General features: G+C 71.7%; 13 protein-coding genes. 9 read left to right on the forward strand and 4 right to left on the reverse strand.

The window, feature by feature from the left end:
- Positions 1 to 76 precede the first annotated feature (76 nt).
- On the reverse strand, positions 77 to 928 hold the full coding sequence (locus tag KV106_RS04760; RefSeq protein ID WP_261206607.1) for a nucleotidyltransferase family protein: 852 nt from the start codon (positions 926 to 928) through the stop codon (positions 77 to 79).
- Positions 929 to 1,061: 133 nt separating this feature from the next.
- Between KV106_RS04760 and KV106_RS04765 the strand changes: the two genes are divergently transcribed.
- On the forward strand, positions 1,062 to 1,838 hold the full coding sequence (locus KV106_RS04765; RefSeq protein WP_261206609.1) for a metallophosphoesterase family protein: 777 nt from the start codon (positions 1,062 to 1,064) through the stop codon (positions 1,836 to 1,838).
- Positions 1,839 to 1,856: 18 nt separating this feature from the next.
- Here KV106_RS04765 and KV106_RS04770 read toward each other — a convergent pair whose 3' ends face one another.
- Positions 1,857 to 2,588 carry a GntR family transcriptional regulator gene (locus KV106_RS04770; protein ID WP_209542800.1) on the reverse strand — a complete coding sequence of 244 codons (732 nt, stop codon included), beginning with the start codon at positions 2,586 to 2,588 and terminating at the stop codon, positions 1,857 to 1,859.
- A 93-nt stretch (positions 2,589 to 2,681) separates the two neighbouring features.
- Between KV106_RS04770 and KV106_RS04775 the strand changes: the two genes are divergently transcribed.
- Genes KV106_RS04775 through KV106_RS04785 form a run of 3 tightly spaced genes read left to right on the forward strand, consistent with a single transcriptional unit; the run spans position 2,682 to position 6,876 of the window.
- Positions 2,682 to 4,058, forward strand: coding sequence for a class-II fumarase/aspartase family protein (locus KV106_RS04775; RefSeq protein WP_261206615.1), 1,377 nt, complete (start codon positions 2,682 to 2,684; stop codon positions 4,056 to 4,058).
- 24 nt (positions 4,059 to 4,082) lie between these two features.
- The gene (locus KV106_RS04780; protein WP_057597397.1) at positions 4,083 to 5,438 is read left to right on the forward strand and encodes a cation:dicarboxylate symporter family transporter; all 1,356 of its coding nucleotides are present in this window, start codon (positions 4,083 to 4,085) and stop codon (positions 5,436 to 5,438) included.
- A 13-nt stretch (positions 5,439 to 5,451) separates the two neighbouring features.
- Entirely contained in the window at positions 5,452 to 6,876 is a 1,425-nt protein-coding gene (locus KV106_RS04785; protein ID WP_261206618.1) for a class II fumarate hydratase, read from the forward strand.
- Here the strand turns inward: KV106_RS04785 and KV106_RS04790 are convergent.
- Positions 6,842 to 7,546: a glutathione binding-like protein gene (locus tag KV106_RS04790; protein WP_057597399.1), complete on the reverse strand. Its 705-nt coding sequence runs from the start codon at positions 7,544 to 7,546 to the stop codon at positions 6,842 to 6,844. The two genes, KV106_RS04785 and KV106_RS04790, sit on opposite strands and share 35 nt — an antisense overlap.
- A 214-nt stretch (positions 7,547 to 7,760) precedes the next feature.
- Between KV106_RS04790 and KV106_RS04795 the strand changes: the two genes are divergently transcribed.
- The 5 genes from KV106_RS04795 to KV106_RS04815 all read left to right on the forward strand — a co-directional run bounded on the left by KV106_RS04795 (position 7,761) and on the right by KV106_RS04815 (position 22,319).
- Positions 7,761 to 8,489: a secretin and TonB N-terminal domain-containing protein gene (locus KV106_RS04795; RefSeq protein WP_261206621.1), complete on the forward strand. Its 729-nt coding sequence runs from the start codon at positions 7,761 to 7,763 to the stop codon at positions 8,487 to 8,489.
- Positions 8,486 to 8,998, forward strand: a complete 513-nt coding sequence (locus KV106_RS04800; RefSeq protein WP_057597401.1) for an RNA polymerase sigma factor — start codon at positions 8,486 to 8,488, stop codon at positions 8,996 to 8,998. Before KV106_RS04795 ends, KV106_RS04800 begins: the two co-directional genes overlap by 4 nt.
- A 90-nt stretch (positions 8,999 to 9,088) precedes the next feature.
- Positions 9,089 to 10,084, forward strand: coding sequence for a FecR family protein (locus KV106_RS04805; protein ID WP_261206623.1), 996 nt, complete (start codon positions 9,089 to 9,091; stop codon positions 10,082 to 10,084).
- 193 nt (positions 10,085 to 10,277) lie between these two features.
- Entirely contained in the window at positions 10,278 to 21,590 is an 11,313-nt protein-coding gene (locus KV106_RS04810; protein WP_261206625.1) for a filamentous haemagglutinin family protein, read from the forward strand.
- Between the two features lie 102 nt (positions 21,591 to 21,692).
- On the forward strand, positions 21,693 to 22,319 hold the full coding sequence (locus tag KV106_RS04815; protein ID WP_261206627.1) for an RNA polymerase sigma factor: 627 nt from the start codon (positions 21,693 to 21,695) through the stop codon (positions 22,317 to 22,319).
- Here KV106_RS04815 and KV106_RS04820 read toward each other — a convergent pair.
- Positions 22,316 to 23,101 carry an IclR family transcriptional regulator domain-containing protein gene (locus tag KV106_RS04820; RefSeq protein ID WP_057596426.1) on the reverse strand — a complete coding sequence of 262 codons (786 nt, stop codon included), beginning with the start codon at positions 23,099 to 23,101 and terminating at the stop codon, positions 22,316 to 22,318. The two genes, KV106_RS04815 and KV106_RS04820, sit on opposite strands and share 4 nt — an antisense overlap.
- Positions 23,102 to 23,232 lie beyond the last annotated feature (131 nt).

The following is a 23,232-nucleotide window of genomic DNA, read 5'->3' on the forward strand; positions in this document are numbered from 1 at the left end:
GGCATCGGGTGGCGTGGCTCGCGTGGGCAGCTCGGTCAATGCGGGGGTGGGTGTTCGCGTGAAGTGGTGAGATCGCTCAGTCCAGGGGTTTCCCGTCCTGGGCCTCGGCCCGCGCGGGAATCGCCTCGGTCCACACCGCGATGTCCTCGGGCGTCATCGTGCTCGCGGGCGTGAGGCGTCCATCGACATAGCCGAGCCGCTCGATGTCGTGCAGGAACTGCTCGCGCGAGAGCAGGGTGCCGGCGCACACGTTGTCCCCCGGGGCCGCCGTCGCGCGCAGCTCGCCGGCGAGGCGGCTCATCAGCAGCGTCATCACCCAGCCGGGCACGTGGTCGCGCTCGGCGGGATAGATGTAGCCGAACAGCGTGAGGTGCGCGAGCAGCACGCGCCAGTGCGCGCCGAAGCGCTCGAGCAGCCCGGGCCAGTCGAGCCGCTGCGCGTTGACCTGCAGCAGGTGCGCGATGTCGCCGCCGTCGTAGCGCTCGCGCTCCATGATGAAGGCCTTCGACACCAGGCAGTCCTCCACGTTGGCGACGCAGACGGAAACGCCGAGCACGTCGGCGCGGCAGTTGCCGTGGAACCAGCGCGCGTCCACGGGCATGAGGCCGTTGCCCGAATTGAAGATCAGGTCGATGAACTCCTCGCCGTCGTAGACCTTGCCGAGCCAATGCGGAAAAGTCATCTCGGTGCGCCAGCCATGCGCGAGCGCGACCTGCGCGATGCGCTCGTAGTCCTCGCGGCGGATGAAGAGGTCGAGGTCCTTGGTCGAGCGGCGGATGCCCGTGTAGCAGGCCTGCGCGAACGCGCCACCGACGAGGAACGGAACGCCGGCCTCGTCGAGCGCACGCAGCGCGCGCCGGTAGAAATCGGCCACCCGCGGCTCGACTTCGTCTTCGAGCGAGGGCGCGAGCATGGTGGAGGGCGTCATGCACGCAGTGAATGCCGCCGCGCCGACGGCAGGGCAGGGGCAAAGGACCCCATCGAATGTCAGACGGGCGCCTACAAGCGCAGCGGGATGAGGCCGATGACGGCGCCCGGCGGCGGGGCGCACGGTGCATTGCATGCCTACCCCCAAATCATCCACCCACGTCCGTTTCGCCGCCGTCGGCGACATCCATGTGCAGAAGGACTCCGCGGGTTCGCTGCGCGACTTCTTCGCGCAGGCCGCCGACGAGGCCGACGCGCTGCTGCTGTGCGGCGACCTGACCGACTACGGCACCGCCGAGGAGGCCCGGGTGCTGGCGGAGGAACTCAGCGGCCTCTCGATTCCCATCGTCGCCGTGCTGGGCAACCACGACTTCGAGTCGGGCACGCCCGAGGTGGTGAACGAGGCGCTGACGCGGATCGGCGTGCGCATGCTCGACGGCTCGGCCTGCGAGATCGAGGGCGTGGGCATCGCGGGCGTCAAGGGCTTCGCGGGCGGCTTCGGCCGCGCCTCGCTCGGCGCCTGGGGCGAGCCCGCGATCAAGATGTTCGTGCAGGAGGCGCTCAACGAGGCGATGAAGCTCGAGTCGGCGCTGGCCAAGCTGCGCACCCGGCGCCGCATCGCGATGCTGCACTACGCGCCGATCGTGGGCACGGTGCAGGGCGAGCCGAGCGAGATCTTCGCCTTCCTCGGCAGCAGCCGGCTCGAGGAGCCGCTGCTGCGCTACCCGATCGATGCCGTGTTCCACGGCCATGCGCACCGCGGCACGCTCGAGGGCCGCACCATCAACGGCACGCCGGTCTACAACGTCGCCAAGCCGCTGCTGCAGCGCAGCCGGCCCGACGTGCCGCCGTTCCATCTCTACGAAGTGCCGCGCGAGCCTGCCTCGGAACCCGAGCTGGCCGCGCACTGAGCCGACGACGACGCGGGCTCAACCCTTCGCGCGTTGAAGGCGCGTGGTGATGAAGAAGCGCTCGCCCGGGTGCGTGGCGACCGAACTCACGAGCACCTCGCCCTCGGCATCGAGGTAGCGCCGCAGGATCTGCAAGGTCGCGCTGCCGGGCTCGATGCGCAGCTTGCGTGCCATCGCCGCCGAGGCATCGACCGCGCGCACCTGCTGCACGATCTCGGCCACGCGCAGGCCGTAGTGCTGCTCGAGCAGCGCGCTGACCAGCGTGTCGGGCGCGGCGCGCACCAACGCCTCGAGCGCGGCGTACTGGGTGTCGACGTAGATGTCGGTCCAGCCCAGCGGCAGGCCCTGCGGGCCTTCCTCCATGCGCAGGCTCGAGATGCGCAGCCAGCGCGTGCCTTCCTCGCAACCGAGCAGGCGCGACAGCGCGGCATTGCTCGCGATGGTGTCGATCTCGGGCGCCAGGCGCAGGTGGGCGGCGCCGTACTGCATCAGGTCCTCCACCGAGGCCAGCGACTGCTGGAAGCCCATGCGCGCCACCGTCGATTCCACGCGCGTGCCCACGTTCTTGCGCCGCGACACCAGGCCCGCGTCCTGCAGCTCCTGCAGCGCCATGCGCACCGTGTGGCGGCTGATCCCGTAGTGATCGCGCAGCTCGAGTTCGGTCGGCAGCAGCGAGCCCAGCGGGAAGCGTCCCGAGGCGATGCCTTCCTTCAGTTCCTGGGCGATGTCGGTGAAGCGCGGCTTGTTCATGGTGGCCCCGATTTTGACCTAAGGGTAAACCCTATTCATTCATATGTCCGGACATATTAAATTAAATATGTCCGAACATATCAAGGCCCGTCCATGTCCTCCGCCTCCCTTCCGATGGCCAGCACCGTCGTCGATTCGATCCTTTTCCGCGATGCCTTCGGCACGGCGGCTATGCGCGCGCTGTTCTCCGACGTGGCGCTGATCCAGCGCTACATCGACGCCGAGATCGCGCTGGCGCGCGCCGAGGCGAAGGTGGGCGTGATCCCGGCCGACGCGGCCGAGGTCATCGCGCGCGAGTCGCGCATCGAGCGCATCGACTTCGACCACATGCGTCACGAGACCGACATCGTGGGCTACCCGATCCTGCCGCTGGTGCACCAGCTGGTGGCCATGTGCGGCGACGCGGGCCGCTACGTGCACTGGGGCGCGACCACGCAGGACATCATGGACACGGCCGTCGCGCTGCAGGTGCGCGACGCGCTCGACCTGGTCGACGCCGAGATCCGCGAGCTGCGCGGCATCCTGGCCGACCTCGCGCGCAAGCACCGCGACACGCCGATGGCCGGGCGCACGCACCTGCAGCAGGCGCTGCCCGTGACCTTCGGCTACAAGGTCGCGATCTGGCTCGCCATGTTCGACCGCCACCAGCAGCGCCTGGCCGAACTGCGCCCGCGCGTGGCCGTGGTCGAGTTCGCGGGCGCGGCCGGCACGCTGGCCTCGCTGGGCGACAAGGGCTTCGAGGTGCAGGCGGCGATGGCCGAGGAGCTCAAGCTCGGCGTACCCGCGACCACCTGGCACGTGGCGCGCGACGGCTTTGCCGAGGCGGTGAACCTGCTGGCGCTGGTCACCGGCTCGCTCGGCAAGATCGCGCTCGACATCATGATCATGGCCTCGACCGAGTTCGCCGAGGTCTACGAGCCCTTCGTCAAGGGACGCGGCGCGAGCAGCACCATGCCGCAGAAGCGCAACCCGATCTCGAGCGAGCTGATGCTCGCGGCCTCGAAGGCGGTGCGCCAGCATGCGGGCCTGATGGTCGATGCGATGGTGCAGGACTTCGAGCGCGCCACCGGCCCCTGGCATGCCGAGTGGATCGCGATCCCCGAGAGCTTCATCCTCACGGCCGGCGCGCTGCACCAGGCCAAGTTCGCGCTCGGCGGACTGATCGTCGACGAGGCGCGCATGAAGCACAACCTGGGCATCAGCCGCGGCCTGATCGTGGCCGAGGCCGTGATGATGGGCATGGCGCCGCACATCGGCCGCCAGCAGGCGCACGATGTGGTCTACGACGCCTGCCGCGCCGTCAACGAGAAGGGCGGCACGCTGGCCGAGGCGCTGGCCGCGCTGCCCGAAGTCACGGCGCATTTCGACCGCGCGGCCATCGATCGCCTGACCGACCCCTCCAACTACCTGGGCCTCGCGCCCCGGATGGTGGACCGCGCGCTGGCGCTGTCCGCGCAGGTCCGGGGCTGAGCCCGGGCACCCAAGGAGACAACCATGCTCAACGATTCCACCCTGGTCGCACCGCCGAAGAAGCAGCCCTGGTACCGAAGGCTCGGCATGCAGGTGCTGGTCGCGCTGCTGCTGGGCATCGCGGTCGGCTTCCTGTTCCCGAAGTTCGCGGGGCAGCTCAAGCTGCTCGGCGACATGTTCCTCTCGCTCATCAAGGCGGGCGTGGCGCCGCTGGTGTTCCTCACCATCGTGCACGGCATCGCCTCGGCCGGCGACGTGCGCAGCGCGGGGCGCGTGGGCTGGCGCTCGCTGGTGTATTTCGAGGTGATCTCGACCATCGCGCTGGTCATCGGCCTGCTCGCGGGCAACCTGCTGCAGACCGGCAAGGGCATGACCTCGGTGGCCGGCGCGGCCGCGGCACCGGCGGTGAAGGCCGCCGCGCCGCAGGGCTTCCTCGAGTTCATGGCGCACATCGTGCCCGACAACTTCGTCGGCGCCTTCGCCAAGGGCGAGCTGCTGCAGGTGGTGGTGCTGGCGGTGATGGTGGGCATCGGCATCCTCGCGATTCCCGAGAGCCGGCGCGAGAAGATCAACGGCGGCCTCGATATCGTCTCGGAGGTGCTGTTCTCCTTCATCAACCTGGTGATGAAGCTCGCGCCCATCGGCACCTTCGGCGCGGTGGCCTACTCGGTGGGCAGCAACGGCTCGGCGGTGCTGGTGGCGCTGGCGCAGCTGGTGCTGAGCTTCTACGCGGTGATCGTGCTGTTCATCGCGGTGGTGCTGGGGCTGGTGGCGAAGTTCGCGGGCTTCAGCCTGTGGCGCTTCCTGCGCTACATCAAGGACGAGATCCTGATCGTGCTGGGCACCGCCTCCTCGGAGAGCGCGCTGCCGCGCCTGCTCGTGAAGCTCGAGCGCCTGGGCTGCGCCAAGCAGACCGTGGGCCTGGTGCTGCCCACGGGCTATGCCTTCAACCTCGACGGCACCTCGATCTTCATGGCCATGGGCGTGATGTTCATCGCGCATGCTTACGGCGTGCCGCTCACGCTCGACCACCAGATCGGCATCCTGCTGCTGATGCTGCTGACCTCGAAGGGCGCGGCCACGGTCTCGGGTGGCTCGTTCGTGGTGTTCGCGGCCACCGTCACCTCGACCGGGCTGCTGCCGGTCGAGGGCCTGGCGGTGATCTTCGGCGTCTACCGCTTCCTGTCGATGGCCATCTCGACCTGCAACGTGATCGGCAACAGCGTGGCCACCGTGGTGGTCGCCAAATGGTCGGGCACCTTCGACGCGCAGCAGGCCGAGCGCCATCTCTACCCCGAGCGCTACCCCGACACCGCACGGGCCGACCAGGACCTCGACGACGGCGTGGCGCCCGTCGACGCCCATCCCGCGCGGGCCTGACGCGATGACTGCCATGACCGCCATGCGCATCGAACGCGACGCCTTCGGCCCCGTCGAGATTCCGGCCGACCGCTACTGGGGCGCGCAGACCCAGCGCGCGCTGGGGGTCTTCGAGATCGGCGAGGAGCGTTTTCCGGCCTGCCTGATCCATGCCTTCGGCCTGCAGAAGATGGCCGCGGCGCGCGCCAACCTGCGCTGCGGCGCGCTCGACGCGGCCCAGGCGGCGCCGATCGTCGAGGCCGCGGCCGAGCTGCGCGACGGCCGCTTCGATGATCACTTTCCGCTCACGGTGTGGCAGACGGGCTCGGGCACGCAGACCAACATGAACGCGAACGAGGTCATCGCCAACCGCGCGAACGAACTGCTGGGGCAGCCGCTCGGTACCAAGTCGCCGGTGCATCCCAACGACCACGTGAACGCCTCGCAGTCGTCGAACGACAGCTTTCCGACCGTGATGCACATCGCGACCGCGCTCGAGCTGCGCGAGCGCCTGCGGCCCGCGCTGCAGCTGCTGCGCCAGCGCCTGCAGGAACGCGCCGAGGCCTTCGCGGACGTGCTCAAGATCGCGCGCACCCACCTGATGGACGCGGTGCCGATGACGCTGGGGCAGAGCTTCGATGCCTTCGCGCGCCAGGTCGGCCACGGCATCGACCGCATCGACGCCACCTTCGCGCGCCTGCAGCTGTTGGCCCAGGGCGGCACCGCGGCGGGCACCGGGCTCAATGCGCCGCCGGGCTTCGATGCCGCCTTCTGCGAGGAACTGGGCGCGCTCTGCGGCATCGCCTTCGCGCCCAATCCCAGCAAGTTCGAGGGCATGGCCTCGCACGATGCACTGGTGGAGGTGTCGGGCGCGCTCAACGTGCTCGCGGCCTCGCTCGTGAAGATGGCCAACGACCTGCGGCTCTTGGGCTCGGGCCCGCGCTGCGGCCTGGGCGAGCTGCGCATTCCGGACGACGGGCTCACGAGCTCGATCATGCCGGGCAAGCGCAACCCGACCATCGCCGAGGTGGTGGTGCAGGCCGGGCTGCAGGCCATGGGCAACCACCTCACCATCACCATGGCGGGCGCCTCGGGCAGCTTCGAGCTCAACGTGGCCAAGCCGCTGATCATCCAGAACCTGCTGCAGTCGATCCGCGTGCTGGCCGATGCCTCGCGCGTGTTCGCCGAGCGGCTGGTGAAGGACATCGAGCCCGAGCGCGAGCGGCTGGCGGCGAACGTCGACAACGCGCTGCTGGCCGTGACGGCGCTGAACCCGGTGCTGGGCTACGACCGCGTGGCGAGCATCACGCGCGAGGCGCTCGCGCGCGGCATCGCGCCGCGCGCGGCGGCCATCGCGCTGGGACTGATCGACGGCGACGCATACGACCGGCTCGTCGACCCGGCGGCGATGGCGGGAGCCGGCCTCAGGCGGCCTTCGGAATCGTCAGCCCCGCGATGACGGCGGGCCGCGCCACGAAGCGCTCGAGCACGCGCGCCACGTTCGGGAAGCTGTCGAAGCCGACCAGCTCGCGCGCCTCGTAGAAGCCGATCAGGTTGCGGATCCACGGGAAGCTCGCGATGTCGGCGATGCTGTAGTCGTCGCCCATGATCCATTCGCGGCCGGCCAGGTGCTTGTCGAGCACGCCGAGCAGGCGCTTCGATTCGGCCACGTAGCGGTCGCGCGGGCGCTTGTCCTCGAACTCCTTGCCGGCGAATTTGTGGAAGAAGCCGAGCTGGCCGAACATCGGGCCGATGCCGCCCATCTGGAACATCACCCATTGCAGGGTCTCGTAGCGCTTCGCGGGGTCGGTGCTCAGCAGCTTGCCGGTCTTCTCGGCCAGGTAGAACAGGATCGCGCCCGACTCGAACAGCGGCAGCGGCTGTCCGCCCGGGCCGTCGGGATCGATGATCGCGGGGATCTTGTTGTTGGGATTCAGCGAGAGGAAGGCTTCCGACATCTGGTCGTTGCTGCCGAAGCTCACGAGGTGCGGCTCGTAGGGCAGGCCGATCTCCTCCAGCATGATCGAGACCTTCACGCCGTTGGGCGTGGGCAGCGAGTAGAGCTGCAGCCGCTCGGGGTGCCGGGCGGGCCACTTCTGGGTGATCGGGAAGTCGGCGAGGGAGGTCATGGCGAGGGCCTTTCTTGCTTGGAATACGGGAAGAGGGCGCTTCGGCCCGGTGGCCGGCCCCTCGGGGCGAGCCGGCGATATTGCCCGATCCGCGCCTGCGCTGCCGGGCGGCAGGAATGCTTTGGTGTAGCACCGACGTCATATTCGGGCGCCACGATGGCGGGCTTCCAGAATGGCGCACCCACCTTGCCGGCCCGATTCGTCTCCTCGCAGGGTGCGCCCGCTCGCCGCCCGTGGGCGGCGCCATGCCCTGGCGCTGTCGCTGCTGTGCGGGTTCTGGCTGCCCGCGTGGGCCGCGACCGCCGATGGCGACGCGGCGCGCGTGGATGACGCGGCCGCCCTGCCCGAGGCCGCAGCGAGCGGCGTCGACTTCGACATCGCGGCGCAGCCCCTGGCCGCGGCGCTGCAGCGCTATGCCATGCAGTCGGGCCGCCCGGCGCTGTTCGACAGCGCGGCCGTGAGCGGTCGCACCTCGGCCGCCGTGCGCGGCCATCACGCCCCCGAAACCGCGCTGCGCCTGCTGCTCGAAGGCACGGGCCTGGCCGCCGAACGCACGCGCGACGGGCCGGCCGATGCCTTCGTGCTGAGGCCGGTCGATGCGCGCGCGCTGGCGGCGCGCCAGCCAGCGGAGGGCGTGGACACCGACTACGGCGCCTGGGTGCAGGCACGCGTCTGGCAGGCCCTGTGCGCCGATGCGCGCACCGCGCCTGGCGACTACCGCACCCTGCTGCGCTTCGAGGTGGATGCGGCGGGCGCGCTGCAGAAGCCGCGTCTCCTGACCTCGACCGGCAATGCGCGCCGCGACGCGGCGGTGCGCGAGGCCCTGCAGCGCGTGCGCGTGGGCCGCGCACCGCCGCCCGCGATGGCGCAGCCGCTGACCCTGGTGCTGCTGCCGCGCGACCCCGCCGACCCCGACGCGCCGCGCTGCGGGAACCGGCCATGACCGAGGATGCACGCCCGATCCTGTCGGACTACCTGTCGCGGCACTACGCCAGCCTCAAGCGGCGCGTGACGCGGCTTTTGGGCAACGGCGACCTGGCCGGCGACGCGCTGCAGGACACCTGGCTGCGGCTGCAGAGCCGCGAGGAAGAAGACGCGATCCAGAGCCCGGGCAGCTACCTGGTGCGCGTGGCCGTCAACATCGCGATGGACATCCAGCGCCGCCAGAGCCGCTCGCTGTCGATCGACGAGGTGCAGTCGCTGATGGAGCTGTCGGACCCGGCGCCGGGCCCGGCGCGCACCGCCGAACTGCGCTCCGAGGTGACGAGCCTGCTGCAGCTGATCGACCGCATGCCCGAGCGCCGCCGCACGATCCTGATGCTGGTGCGCTGGGAAGGGCTGCCGCAGAAGGAGGTGGCGGCGCGGCTGGGACTCTCGGTGCGCGTGGTCGAGCACGAACTCAAGCGCGCCCACGACTTCCTCGATGCGCGGATGAACCATGACAAAAAATAGTTGGGGGTTTGGCGTGGCGCCGTTCGTCTGGATGGGTGAAGCACTTTTCCATCGTTTCCGCGGCGCACCGGCCTTGGCCCGCATGAAGCCATGAGGGCATCGGCCGACGACCGCGACACATCGGGCGACGCGCTGCCGGCGCAGGCGCGCGTCTGGCTGCGCCTGCTCGCTTCGGGCGAGGTCAAGGCCTCGGACGCCGAGGCCTTCCAGCGCTGGCTCCATACCAGCGAGGCGCATCGCGCGGCCTTCCAGGAGGTCAAGCAGCGCTGGGCGGCGCTGCGGCCCGTGAGCGGCGAGTACCTGCGCACCCGCCCGGCGGCGGCCGCGGCGCACGAGCGCGCGCGGCAGGGCCGGAGCTTCGGGCGTCGCGCCTTTCTCGGCGCTGCCGTGAGCGCCGCCGCGGTGGCCGGCGTGGCGGTGGTGGCCTATCCGTCGGGCGGGCTCTGGCCCGCGGCGGGCGAGAGCGTGGCCGACGAGCGCACCGGTGTCGGTGAGCAGCGCACGCTGGCGCTGGCCTCGCGGGTGCAGGTGACGCTCAACACCCAGACCCGGATCCGTCGCGAGCGTGTCGCGGGACAGTTCACCGGCATCGACCTGCTGTCGGGCGAGGCCGCGATCGACCTGCTGGCCGAGGGTGGTCCGTTCGGCGTGGTGGCCGGCGCCGGGCGCAGCCTCGCGCACGCGGGGCGCTTCGAGGTGCGGCACCTCGACGGCAAGGTCTGCGTGACCTGCATCGAGGGCGCGCTGCGCATCGAGCATCCGGCCGGCGTGCGCGCGCTGCAGGCCGGCCAGCAGGCGGTGTACGACGCGCGCTCGCTCAGCGGCATCGCGCGCGTCGCGCTCGACAAGGTGTCGGCCTGGCGGCGCGGCGAGCTGGTGTTCGACCAGGCGCGGCTGGCCGAGGTGCTGGCCGAGATCGATCGCTACCGCGCGGGCCGCGTGCTGCTGGTGAACGCCGCCGCAGGCGAGAAGCGCGTCAGCGGCCGCTTCCGATTGGCCTCGCTCGATTCGGCGCTGGCGCAGCTCGAGCACACCTTCGGCCTGCGCGCGCGATCGCTGCCCGGCGGGCTGCTGCTGCTGAGCTGAAGCGGCGCACCGAAAAAAGTTGGGGGTTTGCGCGCGGCCCGTTCGTCTTAGCGCACCGGAAATTCAGCGCACCGCCCCCGGTGCGCGGAACTCCACGACCTCCACTTTCGGGCAAGCACTTCTCATGAGCACACGCGGATCCCTGGGCGCAAGCACCCCATCGACCAACCAGCCGGCCCGGAGGCGCTTTCGCATGGCACCGATCGCGCGCGCCATTGCCGTGACGCTGGTCGCCAATGGCGCGCTCGCCGATGCGCAGGCGCAGCGCGCCTTCAGCGGCGCCTGGTTCGCCAACAAGACCACCGTACAGGGCGCGGCCGCGGCCACGGGCCGGCTGCCCAACGGCATGCCCGCGTCGATGCTGACGAACCCGGCCGGACAGCAGCGCGCCAGCGACGAGCTGCGGCGCTCGATCGGCAACCTCGACATGGCGGCGCGCACCATCGCCGCCCAGCAGGCGGCGCAGGCGGCCGCGCGCCAGGCGGCGCAGAACGACGGCACAGACATCCCCGAGGGCCTCGCGCCCGGCGGGCTCGCGGTCGACACCAACAGCCTCACCGCAGGCTGGCTCAACGCCAACGCGCCGGTGCAGACGGCCGCGGGCGGACGCACCCAGGTCGACATCAAGCAGACGGCGGACAAGGCGATCCTCAACTGGGAGAGCTTCAACGTGGGCCGCAACACCACGGTGCGCTTCGACCAGGCCGGCGGTGCGTTGCCCGACGGCAGCAATGCATGGATCGCGCTGAACCGCATCAACGACCCGAGTGGCCGGCCGAGCCAGATCGCGGGCCGGATCAAGGCCGACGGCTCGGTCTACCTGATCAACCGCAACGGCATCGTCTTCAACGGCACCAGCCAGGTCAACACGCGGTCGCTGGTCGCCTCGAGCCTCGCGCTGTCGGACCAGCAGTTCAAGCTCGGCATCAACAACCCGCAGAAGTTCGACGGCCAGGGCAACGACTTCGCGATTCCGCAGTTCGGCCTGTTCACCGCGATCAAGCCCGATGTCTACGGCCCCTCGGGCTTCGTGCCCGGCGAGGGCGGCGCGCCCGACCGCATGGGCGGCGTGGACCGCTTCGATCCCGGCGCGGCGCCGGGCGAGGTGCGCGTGGACGCCGGCGCGCGGCTGGCGGTCGAGTCGGGCGGCAAGGTCATGCTGTTCGCGCCCAAGGTGCGCAACGCGGGCCACATCACGGCGCCCGACGGCCAGGTGATCCTGGCGGCCGGCGAGAACGTCTACCTCAAGACGCCCTCGACCCAGGACCCGAATGCGCCGCGCGGCCTCGACGTGGCGGTGTCGGCCGTGCCGGGCTGGGCCTTCACCGGTGGCCAGGTGCAGGGCGCGCTGAAGCTCGTGCCGGTGTATGGCGACGCGAACTTCGTCAACAGCCTGCGCGACGTGGTGATGCCCGAGATGGCGGCGCGCGCCAAGTCCGTGGGCTACGAGGTGGTGAACACCGGCACCGTGCAGTCCGACCGCGGCAACATCACGCTGCAGGCGCAGGACGTGCGGCAGTCGGGCGTGCTGGCCGCGACCACCGCGCTCAACAACCGCAGCGGCTCGATCCTGCTGCGCGCCTGGGGCCTGGGCACGCACATGTACTCGGACGGCGTCGACGACCTGGTCAACTGGTCGGCCGGCACGCTCACGCTGGGCGAGGGCAGTCTCGCGCAGGTGCTGCCCGATGCGGGCGACCGCAGCGAGATCGAGGCCTCGGCGCTCGCCACGCGCTACCAGCCGGGCCGCGTGGCCCTGTACGGCCAGCTGATCGACGTGCGGCCAAAGGCGGGCGTGCTGGTGCCCGCGGGCACCATCGCGGCCGAGTCGGCGGTCAACCCGATGTTCACGCAACTGCCGTATTTCAAGCCCGGCAGCCTCGGCGACGCCAGCCGCATCTACATCGACAGCGATGCCTTCCTGAGCGTGGCCGGGCTGCAGGGCATGCAGGTCGACATGTCGCGCAACTTCGTCGAGGCCGAGTTGCGCATCAACGAGCTGCGCGATTCGCCGCTGCTGCTCGACTCCTGGCTGCGCGGCAAGAAGGTGATCGTCGATCGGCGCGCCAACGGCATGTTCGACGCCGGCCCGATGACGGGCGTGCAATGGGTGACCGGGCCCGACGGCAAGACGCTGGTGCCGGGCGCCTGGGTCGGCACGCCGCTGGCCGACGTGTCGGGCTGGGTCGGCGTGGGCAAGACCGACCTGGCCGAGCTGTCGGCAAGCGCGGGCAGCATCAACCTGCGCGCGGGCGGCGCGGTGATCACGCGCGCGGGCTCGGTGCTCGACGTGTCGGGCGGCTCGGTGCGCTATTCCGACGGCATGAACACCACGACCAAGCTCATGGGCGCCGATGGCCGCGTGCACACGATGGACAAGGCCCTGCCCGACATCACCTACACCGGCATCGCGGGCGAGTACGCGAGCGAGCACGCGCGCTGGGGCGTGAAGGAGAGCTGGCGCTCGCCGCTGATCGGCGCCAATTACAAGGAGGCGGGCTACACCGAGGGCCGCAAGGCCGGCGACCTGCGCATCTACGCGGGCGACGCGATGGTGCTCGAGGGCGACATGCTCGGCGGCGTGGTGGCGGGCGACCGGCCGCAGGCCAAGGCCGCGGCCAGCCTCGGCGGCCGCCTCGAGCTCGGCGAGAACACGCCCGACGGCCGGCCCTGGTCGCCGGGCACCATCATCGTGAGCCACGATCCGAAGCGGCTGGCGAAGGACTTCGGCGCGCTCACCACGCTCGGCGACGATTTCTACGTGCAACTCAAGCCCGACGAGCAGGGCTCGCGCAAGCTGAGCTTCCTGTCGGACGACATGCTCAGCCGCTCGGGCATGGGCAGCATCGTGCTCAACACCATCAACGGCGACTTCGAACTCGCGGCCGGCGCGGCGCTGCAGCTCTCGCCGGGCGCCTCGCTGACGGTGGCGGGCACCGAGGGCTCGACCCGGGACATCCGCATCTTCGGCCAGATCCGCGCGCCCGGCGGGCGCATCGGGCTGTCGTCGAGCAACGGCGCGCTCGAGATCGGCGCGCAGGGCCGGCTCGATGCCAGCGGCCAGTGGCTCAACACCTGGCGCGAAGGCCCGGCCAGCGGCGCCTGGGCCATCGACGGCGGCGCGATCTCGCTCGGCGTGGCGAAGATCGCGGCCGACCCGGCGGCGGTCTTCGACGTCTCGGGCGGCGGCCGTGTCGACGTCGCGAAGAACGGCCTGCCCACGCTGCGCGTGGGCGACGCGGGGTCGGTCACGCTGGTGGGCGTGACGCCCGAGCTCGACCTGGGCGCGCTCAACCTGCGCGCCTTCGCAGCCGGTTCGGCGGGCAGCCTGGTGCTCGACGTGCTGTCGCCGGTGCAGATCGGCGGCAGCGCCGCCACCGATGCCGAGACCGGCAAGCCGCTCGTGACGCTGCTGCCGCCCACGCTCTACGGCGAGCGCGGCTTCGGCCGCGTCACGGTCGCGGTGCGTGGCGAGGGCGGCATCGCGGTGCCCGAGGGCGTGACGGTGTCGCAGCAGGCCGCGAGCCTCGATCTCTCGAACTTCGACTGGCGCCAGCTGCCCGGCGGCGCCAGCCTGGCCGAGGCCGCGCCCATCGGCGTGCTGCGGCCCGAGGAGCGCGCGGCGCGCAAGAACGCGGCGCTGTCGCTGGGCACCGCCAACGGCCCGATCTCGGTCGGGGCGGGTGCGGTGGTGCGCACCGACATCGGCGGCAGCCTGTCGCTCGGCGCCGGTGGCCAACTCGGCACGGTCGAAGTGGCCGGGCGCCTCGACGCGCCGGCCGGCGGCATCTCGCTGTCGGGCGGCCAGGTCACGCTGCGCTCCGGCGGCGAACTGCTGGCGCGCGGCGTGCCGCTGATCTCCACCGACAGCCGCGGCCGCCAGGTGGGGGAGGTGCGCGACGGCGGCACGGTCGACATCCAGGCCGGCGAGGTGCGGCTCGAGCGGGACGCGCTGATCGACGTGTCGGGCGCCACCGGCGAGATCGACGGCGTGGCCGACACCGGCCGCAACGGCACGCAGCTGCCGAAGCCGGCGCCGAAGATCCGGCTCGACAGCGACGGCGGCCTGATCCAGGTCAAGGGCCAGGGCCTGATCGAGAGCACGCTGGTGGGCCACGCGGGCGGCCCCGGCGGTATCGGCGGACGCATCCGGATCAACATGGACGTGCCCGCCGCGCCCGGCGGTTCGCCGCTGGAGCGCCTGAGCCAGACGCTGCAGGACCCGGACTGCTTCGGCTTCTTCGTCGACGGCGCCTGCAACAACTGGCGCCAGGGCCTGGACTACGACTGGGCGCCGGGCCTGCGCAGCTTCGGCTACGAGGTCGAGGGCACGATGATCATTCCGTCGAGCCTGCTGCCGCGGCTCTCGGAGAGCAAGGAGCTGGTGCTGTCCGACCGCCTGCCGGCGCCCGGCCCGGTCGGGGCGCTCGATCCGGCGCAGTTCGGGCTGACGCCGGCCGCGCTCGACCTGTTCCGCGACGCCATGTTCGGCGGCGACCTGCTGCGCGAGATCATGCAGAAGCCGGGCCAGGCCTTCGCGCTGACGCTGCGCCCGCGGTCCTTCGCGAACGGCGGCTTCGCCGACCTCGCGCTGGTGAATTCCTCGCAGGGGCCGATCCGCCTCGACGACGCGCACATCAGGATGGGCCGGGCGATCTCGCTGCAGGGCCGGATCCTCGGGCACGCCGACACCTCGTCGTCGCTGAGCGCGCCGCACCTCACGCTGCTGACCGTGCCGGGGCCGGCCTCGGCCTCGCTCGTGGCCGAGGTGCCCGAGGCCCAGGGCGAACTGAAGCTCGCGGGCCGGTTGATCGAGATCGTCTCGGGCAACGAGGCGGGCGTGTCGCCCGAAGGCACGGTGCGCATCGGCGGCTTCGGCCGTACGCGGCTCGAGGCCGGCGAGATCCGCATCGGCGGCGCGCTGCCCGAGCAGATCAACGACGACACCCGGTTGCAGCTGAACCTCGACGTCGACGGGCAGCTGGTGCTCGCGGCCGGCCAGGTCTATCCGAGCACCGGCATGACCGGCGTGATCCGCGCCACCGGTTCGATCGCCATCGAGCGGCTCGGTGAGGCTGGCGACGCGCCGCTGTCGGCCGGCGGCACCCTGCGCCTGGAGGCACCGACGATCGCGCAGAACGGCGTGCTGCGCGCGCCGCACGGCCAGATCGAACTGGCCGCGAGCGAGCGCCTCGCGCTGGGCGCCGACAGCCTGACCTCGGTGTCGGGCGCCGGCGTGGTCGTGCCCTATGGCACCCTGCTCAACGACGAGCACTGGCACGATCCCACCAAGGCGGCGGACGCGGCCAATCCCTCGGCCGGCTCGCTGGCCGCGCCGCCGGAGAAACGCATCACGCTGAAGTCGCCCGACGTGGCGCTGGCGCGCGGCGCGACCGTGGACATCGCGGGTGGCGGCGATCTCTATGCCTGGGAGTTCGTGCCCGGGCCGGGCGGCTCGTACGACGTGCTGAACCGGCCCGGCACCTACGCGATCCTGCCGGGCCAGACCGCCACCGCGCCGGCGAGCGCCGCCGAAGCGGGCCAGCGCGTGTGGCTCGCGGGCGGGCCGGGCCTGGCGGCCGGCTGGTACAACCTGCTGCCCGCGCGCTTCGCGCTCCTGCCCGGCGCCTTCGCGGTGCAGGCCACCGGCAAGGCCTGGGGCGGCGCGCTGGCGCCGGCCACGCTGGCCTCGGACGGCAGCCTGGTGATGCAGGGCCGCGGCGGCAATGCCTTGAGCGGCCAGCAGGACGCGCAGGCCTCGGCCTGGCGCGTGATGTCGGGCGGCACGCTGCGCAAGTACACCGAATACAACGAAGCCACGGCCAACGACTTCTTCTCGTCCGACGCCTTCAAGCTCACGCAGTACCGGCTGACCGGCCAGAACGTCGTCACGCCGCGGCTGCCGCGCGACGGCGGTGCCGTGGTGTTCGATGCCGGCAAGCGGCTCACGCTCGACGGCACGCTGCGCTCGGCGCCCGATGCGGGCGGCCGCGGCGGGCTGGTCGACATCGCGGGCGGCAAGATCGCGATCGTCGGCGCCGGCCTGGACGCGGCCGGCCTGCAGGCCGACGGCTACCTCGTGATCGATTCGGCGAGCCTGTCGAACTTCGGCGCCGGCAGCCTGCTGGTGGGCGGCAAGCGCCAGGGCAATGCGCTCGGCCTCGAGATCGACGTGACGGCCACCGACATCGTGGTGCGCAACGGCGAGGGCTCCGAGCTCAGCGGGCCCGAGATCATCCTCGCGGCCAGCGAGCAGGTGGCGATCGAGGGCGGCAGCCGGGTGCGCGCCAAGGGCGCGGGCGGCCGCGGCTCGGGCAACCTGGTGATGAAGCCGAAGGCGCCGGCGGTCTACACCGATCCCGACGGCAACCTCGACGACAACGGCGACGGCGTGATCGACGCCAGGGACGCGGCCGACGACGTGCTCACCTCGCCGACGAAGGACTGGGGCGCGCTGGTGCGCCTGGCCACGGGCGACGCGGTGCAGGTGCTGCGCCAGAACGTGGACACCACGCGCGGCGGCCTGGTCACGATCGGCGCGGGCGCGCTGGTCGATGGCGGCGCCGCGCTGCTGATCGACGCGACGCGCACCACCGAGCTCGCGAGCTCGGCCCGGATCGCCGGCGCCGATTTGTCGGTGGCGGCCGGCCGCATCGGCTTCGGCGGCGGCACCGAGGGCATGGTGCTCGACAGCGGCGCGCTGGCGCAGCTCGCGAACTCGCAGCGCCTGACCCTGCGCAGCTATTCGGACTTCGACTTCTACCGTTCGCTCGACCTCGGCGCGGCCGGCCTGCGTTCGCTGACCTTCGACGGCGCCGCCTTCGTCGGCCGCGGCGCGGGCGACGTGACGATCCGCGGCGATGCAGTGACGCTGATCAACAGCGGCGGCGGCACGGGCGGCAGCGGCACCGGCAACGGCGCCTTCACGCTCGATGCCGGCACGCTGGTGCTGGGCGCGGGCCGCAAGGACTTCACCGGCTTCGGCGCGGTCACGCTGGCGGGGCGCGACCAGATCGTCGGCGAGGGCGCGGGCGCGGTGGACACCGGCGCCGCGGCGCTGACCCTGGCCACGCCGCTCTTGACCGGCCGCGGCGGCGCGGCCCAGACCATCGCCACCCAGGGTGCGCTGCGCGTGACGGGCGGCGAGGCCGGCGCGGGCACGCCGACCGACCTGCAGGACAGCCTGGGCGCGCGCCTGAGCCTGAGCGGCAAGACCATCGACTTCGGCGGCCGCGCGGTCGCGCTCGGCGGCAGCATCGGCATGACGGCGACCGGCGGCAGCCTGGTGGTGGGCGAGGGCGCCCGGATCGACGTGGGCGGCTTCGCCAAGCGCTTCTTCGACCTGGCCGAATACGCCGACGCGGGCCGCATCGACCTCGCGGCCGTGGGCGGCGACGTCCGGCTCGAGGCCGGCAGCCGGCTCGGCCTGGCGGCACACGCGGGCGGCGGCAGCGCCGGCACCCTGGGCCTGGCCGCGTCGAACGGCGGCACCGTGGTGCTCGACGGCACCATCGCCGCGCAGGCCGGCGCCGGCGGCAAGGCCGGCAGCTTCTCGCTCGACATCGAGGCGCTGCCCGACTTCGCGGGCTTCAGCCAGCGCCTGAACGACGCCGGCTTCAACCGCTCGCGCCAGTTCCGCATCCGCCAGGGCGACGTGGTGCTCGGCGGGCTCACGACGGTCGAGGACTTCGGCCTCACCGCCGACCGCGGCAGCATCGACATCGCCGGCACCGTGGACGCGCGCTCGGCCTATGGCGGCACGATCCGCATCACCGGCGGCAACGGCGTGGCGATGCGCGACGGCGCCAAGCTGCTGGCCGGCGCGACCGGCGAACTCGGCAGCGGCCGCGTCACGCTCGAGGCGGCCGGCGGCCGGCTCGAGCTGCGCGGCGGCCAGATCGACGTGGCGGGCAACGAGGGCGGCAAGGTACGCCTGCGCGCGCGGCAGAACGCGGGCCACGACGAGATCGAGGTCGGCGCGCTGAACGTCGCGGTCACGGGCGCGCGCTCGGCGGTGCTCGAGGGCACGAGCAGCTACGAGGCGCAGGACGGCACGGTCGATGCGGTCAAGGCCCAGGCGATCGCCGATGCGCGCCGCTTCAGCGCCGCCGCCGGCGCGATCGCCGGCCGCCTGGGCACCGGGCTCGCGGTCATGCCGGGCATCGAGATCCGCAGCGCCGGCGACCTCGCGCTCAACGGCGACTGGAACCTGTTCGCCGATCTGCCGGGCGCGCGCGACGGCACGCTGACCCTGCGCGCCGGCGGCAACCTGCTGATCAACGGCCACCTGAGCGACGGCTTCGACAAGGCGGACCGCGGCGGCGTGCTGCAGCCCGGTGCCTCGTGGAATCTGCGGCTGGTGGCGGGCGGCGACCTCGATTCGGCCAACGTGCTCGCGCTCAAGCCGCTGGCCGCGCAGGCCGAAGGCAAGGGCTCGGTCGTGATCGGCACCGCCAACACGGCGCAGCCCAGCGACAGCGATCCCGCACCCGACAACGGCGCCGGCAAGCTGGTGCGCACCGGCACCGGCGACCTCGAGCTGCGCGCGGGGCGCGACCTCACGCTGGCGCACAAGGAGTCGGCGATCTACACCGCGGGCCGCAAGGACACGACGGCGTGGAGCGACTTCACCACCGCCAACCCGAACGCGAGCTACGGCGTCGACGGTGGCCACCTCGACATCGGCGCGCAGGGCAGCATCGATGCCGCGCCCGCGGGGCAGCGCTTCACCGAGTGGCTCAACCGGCAGGGCACGCTGAACGCGCAGCGCTACTTCGGCCCGTACACCAACGGCGAGAACGCCGTGGGCCCCGACGGCGTGTACGGGCCCGTGATCCATCCGACCGAGCAGTCGAGCTGGTGGATCGACTACGGCCGCTTCCAGCAGGGCGTGGGCGCGCTCGGCGGCGGCAACGTGACGGTGCATGCCGGCGGCGACCTGCGCAACCTGCTGGTGGCGCTGCCCACCAACATGCGCGTGCGCGGCGGGCTCTCGGCGGGCGAGGCGATGAGCGTCGAGATGCGCAACGGCGGCGCGATGCAGGTCGAGGCCGGCGGCGCGATCCGTGGCGGCCAGTACTACGTGGCGCGCGGCACCGGCGAGATCCGCGCGGGCGAGACCGCCGTCGGGCGCACCGTGACCCTGAGCCGCGACGACAGCGTCGGCGGCATCACGCGCACCAGCTACGGCGTGGCGCCGGTGCTCGCGCTCGGCGATGCCACCCTGAGCCTGCGCACCGCGGGCGACCTGGTGTTGCAGACGGTGGTCGATCCGCTGCTGGTCACCTACGGCGAGGGCCTGCGCGCCGACGGGCAGCAGCTCAACTACGGCGCCTACATGAGCGGCTACACCGACCGCAGCGCGCTGAAGCTGGTCTCCACCGGCGGCGACATCCATTTCGTCAACCGCGACGAGTTCATCTTCCGCGACGTGCTGCTGCGCAGCTTCGACCGCGACACGCTGGTCGGCTTCGGCGGCAACCGCTATCCGGCGCGGCTGTCGGCGGTGGCGCTCAATGGCGGGCTGTCGATCGAGGGGCCGCTGTACGTGCTGCCGGGCACCACCAACGACGTCTCGCTGGCCGCGAAGAACGACATCCGCTTCGCGGCGCCGCTCGCGATGGCCTATGCCACGCCGGCGATGATGCCCTCGCCGACCATGCCCGCCGGTGCCGGCTCGCCCTTCAGCCAGATGAACATGGAGGACATGCTCGACAACTGGATCAACTGGTCGGGTGCCTCCTTCATCAAGGACCCGTACCTGCGCAGCGTGAGCAATCCCTCGGTGCTGCCGCTGGCCGGCGACTACGAGCCCAGCCGCATTTATGCGGCCGAGGGCTCGATCTTCGGGCTCGACCTCAAGGCCAACGAACAGACCTGGGTGCGCGCGGGCAAGGACATCCGCGGCGTGCGCGTGGCGGGGCGCAACCTGCGCGCCTCCGACACCACCTTGCTGGAGGCGGGCAACGACATCCTGGCCACCGTGCGGGTGGCGGCGCTCGATCGCGACAACGGCACCGGCACCGGCCTGACCGGCAACATCGAGATGCAGGGCCCGGGCACGCTGACGCTGGCGGCCGGGCGCGACATCTACGCCGACAACCTGCAGGTGCGCACGCTGGCCAACCAGCGCTACGACCGCAACAACCGGCCGGTGCCCGATACCCAGGTCAACGGCCTGCCCGCGAACGGTGCGGCGATCACCGCCATGGCCGGGCTCAACGGCGCCGTGGGCTACGACGCCTTCGCCGCCGCCTACCTCGATCCGGCCCGCGTGGCCTCGATGCCCGACTACCTCAAGACCCGCGCGCCCGACGGCACGCAGGTGCCGATCTACCTGGTGGACCAGGTCGAGACGCGTCCTGGTGGGCAGGAGAAGACCGTGCGCCGCGGCCTGGTGTCGTACATGTTGGACATGACCGGCGAGACGCTCGCGCCGCTCGAGGCCTGGACCCGCTTCCAGGCGCTGCCCGAGCCGGCGCGCCAGCAGTTCCTGCGCCAGGCCTTCCTGCTCGAGCTGCGCGAGGCCGGCCGCGACCAGAACGAACCGGGCACCGGCGGCCTGCCGCGCAACGGCGGCTACAACCGCGGCTATGCGGCGATCGACACGCTGTTTCCGGGCAAGGACTGGAAGGGCGACGTGGCGGCCAACACGCTGATGCTGCGCACCATGGCCGGCGGCGACATCAACGTGCTCACGCCCGGCGGCGGACTGCAGGTGGCGGCGCTCGGTGCCACCGTGCCGGCCGGCTACGGCTTGGTCACGCTGGCCTCGGGCCACATCGACATCTTCGCCAAGGACGATGTCACGGTGAACCAGTCGCGCATCCTGTCCTTCGTGCCCGAGGTGACGAAGCAGGGCAGCGACCAGATCATCTGGTCCACGGTCGGCAACATCGACGCCGGCCGCGGCGCGAAGACCCTGCGCGTGCCCTCGGCGCCCGAGGTCGTCACCGACCTCGATGGCGTGACCGTGGTGCGCGAGAAGTCGGACATGAGCGGCAGCGGCATCGGCACCGTGGGCGACGGCGACGTCGACCTGGTCGCGCCCAGCGGCACCGTGAATGCCGGCGATGCCGGCCTGCGCGTGGCGGGCAACCTCAACATCGCCGCGCTGCAGGTGCTCAACGCCGACAACATCCAGGTCAAGGGCGAGACCAAGGGCCTGCCGGTGGTCGCGGCCGTGAATGTCGGCGCGCTGACCAATGCCAGCGCGGCCGCGGCCCAGGCCGCGGTGGCCGCCCAGGAGAGCCTGCAGCGCGACCGCGCCGCGGCGCGCCAGGCATTGCCCTCGGTGTTCACCGTGCGCGTGCTCGGCTTCGGCAACGAGCCGGCCGAAGGCGGCAGCCGCAACCCGCCGCCGCCCGCGGCCGGGCGCGCGGGTGACAGCGCGGTGCGCTACGACCCCGCGAACCCCGTGCAGCTCGTGGGCAACGGCCGGCAGTTCGATGCCCGGCAGGTGGCACGGCTGACCGACGAGGAACGCCGCGCCTTGCAGGGCCGTTAGGCCCCACGCCATCCGGCACTCGCGTCCCGTCTCCCGTGAACCGGGGGCGGGGCGGCAGCGTGCCCCTTTTCGTCAGCCGATGCACACCGAGACGGAGCCGCCATGAGCCTGAACATCCCGTGCCGCACTGCAGACCACTCCCTCGACGACGCCTCCTGTGGCGAGCCGCCCGATCCGGCGCCGCGTTGTGCCGCGCTGCAGGCCATCCTGGTCGCGAACTACGAGCATCTGCGGCGGCGGCTGCTGCGCCACCTGGGCTGCCCCGACCTCGCGAGCGAATGCCTGCACGAGGTCTGGATGCGACTGGGCGAACTGGGTCTTGCGCACGACGTGCAGAACCCGCTGGCCTATATCCATCGCATGGCCTGCAACCTTGCCGTGGACCGGCTGCGCAGCCTGCGGCCGTGGCAGTACGCGGGGGAAGAGCAGGTTGCGCTCGATGAATTGGTCGACCGTGCGCCTGGGCCCGAATCGATTGCACAGGCGCGTTCCGATGTGGCCGCGGTGGAGCGGGCGATGGAGCGGTTGCCGCGGCGCCATCGCGCGGTGCTGATCGCGTTGCGCATCGATGAGATGACGCGGGTGGAAGCGGCGGCGCGATTCGAACTGTCGTTGCGCAGCGTGGATACGGCGTTACGGCAGGCGCTGGACTATTGCGCGGAGAGTGCGGGACAGGAGGTGCTGACCGGCGTGAGCAGCTCGCGGCGCGCGCTGCGGGCAGTGGTCTAGATCAAGTTGCGCATCGCCTGCGCCGTCTCCCTCAACACCGGCAACACCCGCGCCACCGCGTCCTCCGAGCTTTCGTGCCCCATCGGCATCGTGATGTTGAGCGCGCCCACCAGCGTGCCGTGGCGGTCGCGCAGCGGCACCGCGATGCCTCGCGAGTTGAGGTCGAGCTGCTGCTCGGACAGCGCCCAGCCCTGGGCGCGGATGCGCGCGAGCTCGAGCTTCATGCGTTCCATGCTGGCGATGGTGTGCGAGGTGAAGACGGTGAGCTGGCGCGTGGCGAGCCATTCGTCGAGCTCGGTGTCGCCGCGCAGCGCAAGCATCAGCATGCCCGAGGCCGTGACCTGCGCGGGCACGCGCGCGCCGAGCACGTAGCCGGTGCTCATGCTGCGGTTGGGGCCGTTGCGCGCGATGTAGACCACCTCGTCGCCGTCCATCACGCTGAGGTAGGCGATCTCGTTGGTGCCGGCGGCCACGCGCTGCAAAAAGGGCTGCACCACGCGCGGCAGCCGCGCCGATTCGAGGTACGACTGGCCCAGCCGCAGCACGCGCGGCGTGAGCCAGAACAGCTTGCCGTCGCTCGCCACATAGCCCATGTGCTGGAGGGTCAGCAGGTAGCGGCGCGCGGCCGTGCGCGTCATGTTCGTGCGCTGGCCGGCCTGGCTCGCCGTGAGGCGCGGGTTGGCGTCGTCGAAGGCCTCGATGATGCTCACGCCGCGCTCCAGGCCGGCGATCCAGTCGCGCTTGTCGAGGCCGGGCGGTGCGGGTGGGTCGTCGTTGCTCATGACCGGGAGTGTGCCTGCGCCGCCGCCCGGCCGCAGTGCCCGATGCGTGGGCAAAAACCCTAGGTTTGAACGATTGACGATCTCGAAAGATCGATGATCGAACGAAATGGTCGTCTGACGTCAGCAGGCTC

Source organism: Variovorax endophyticus, assembly GCF_025376855.1.
Lineage (GTDB): Bacteria > Pseudomonadota > Gammaproteobacteria > Burkholderiales > Burkholderiaceae_C > Variovorax.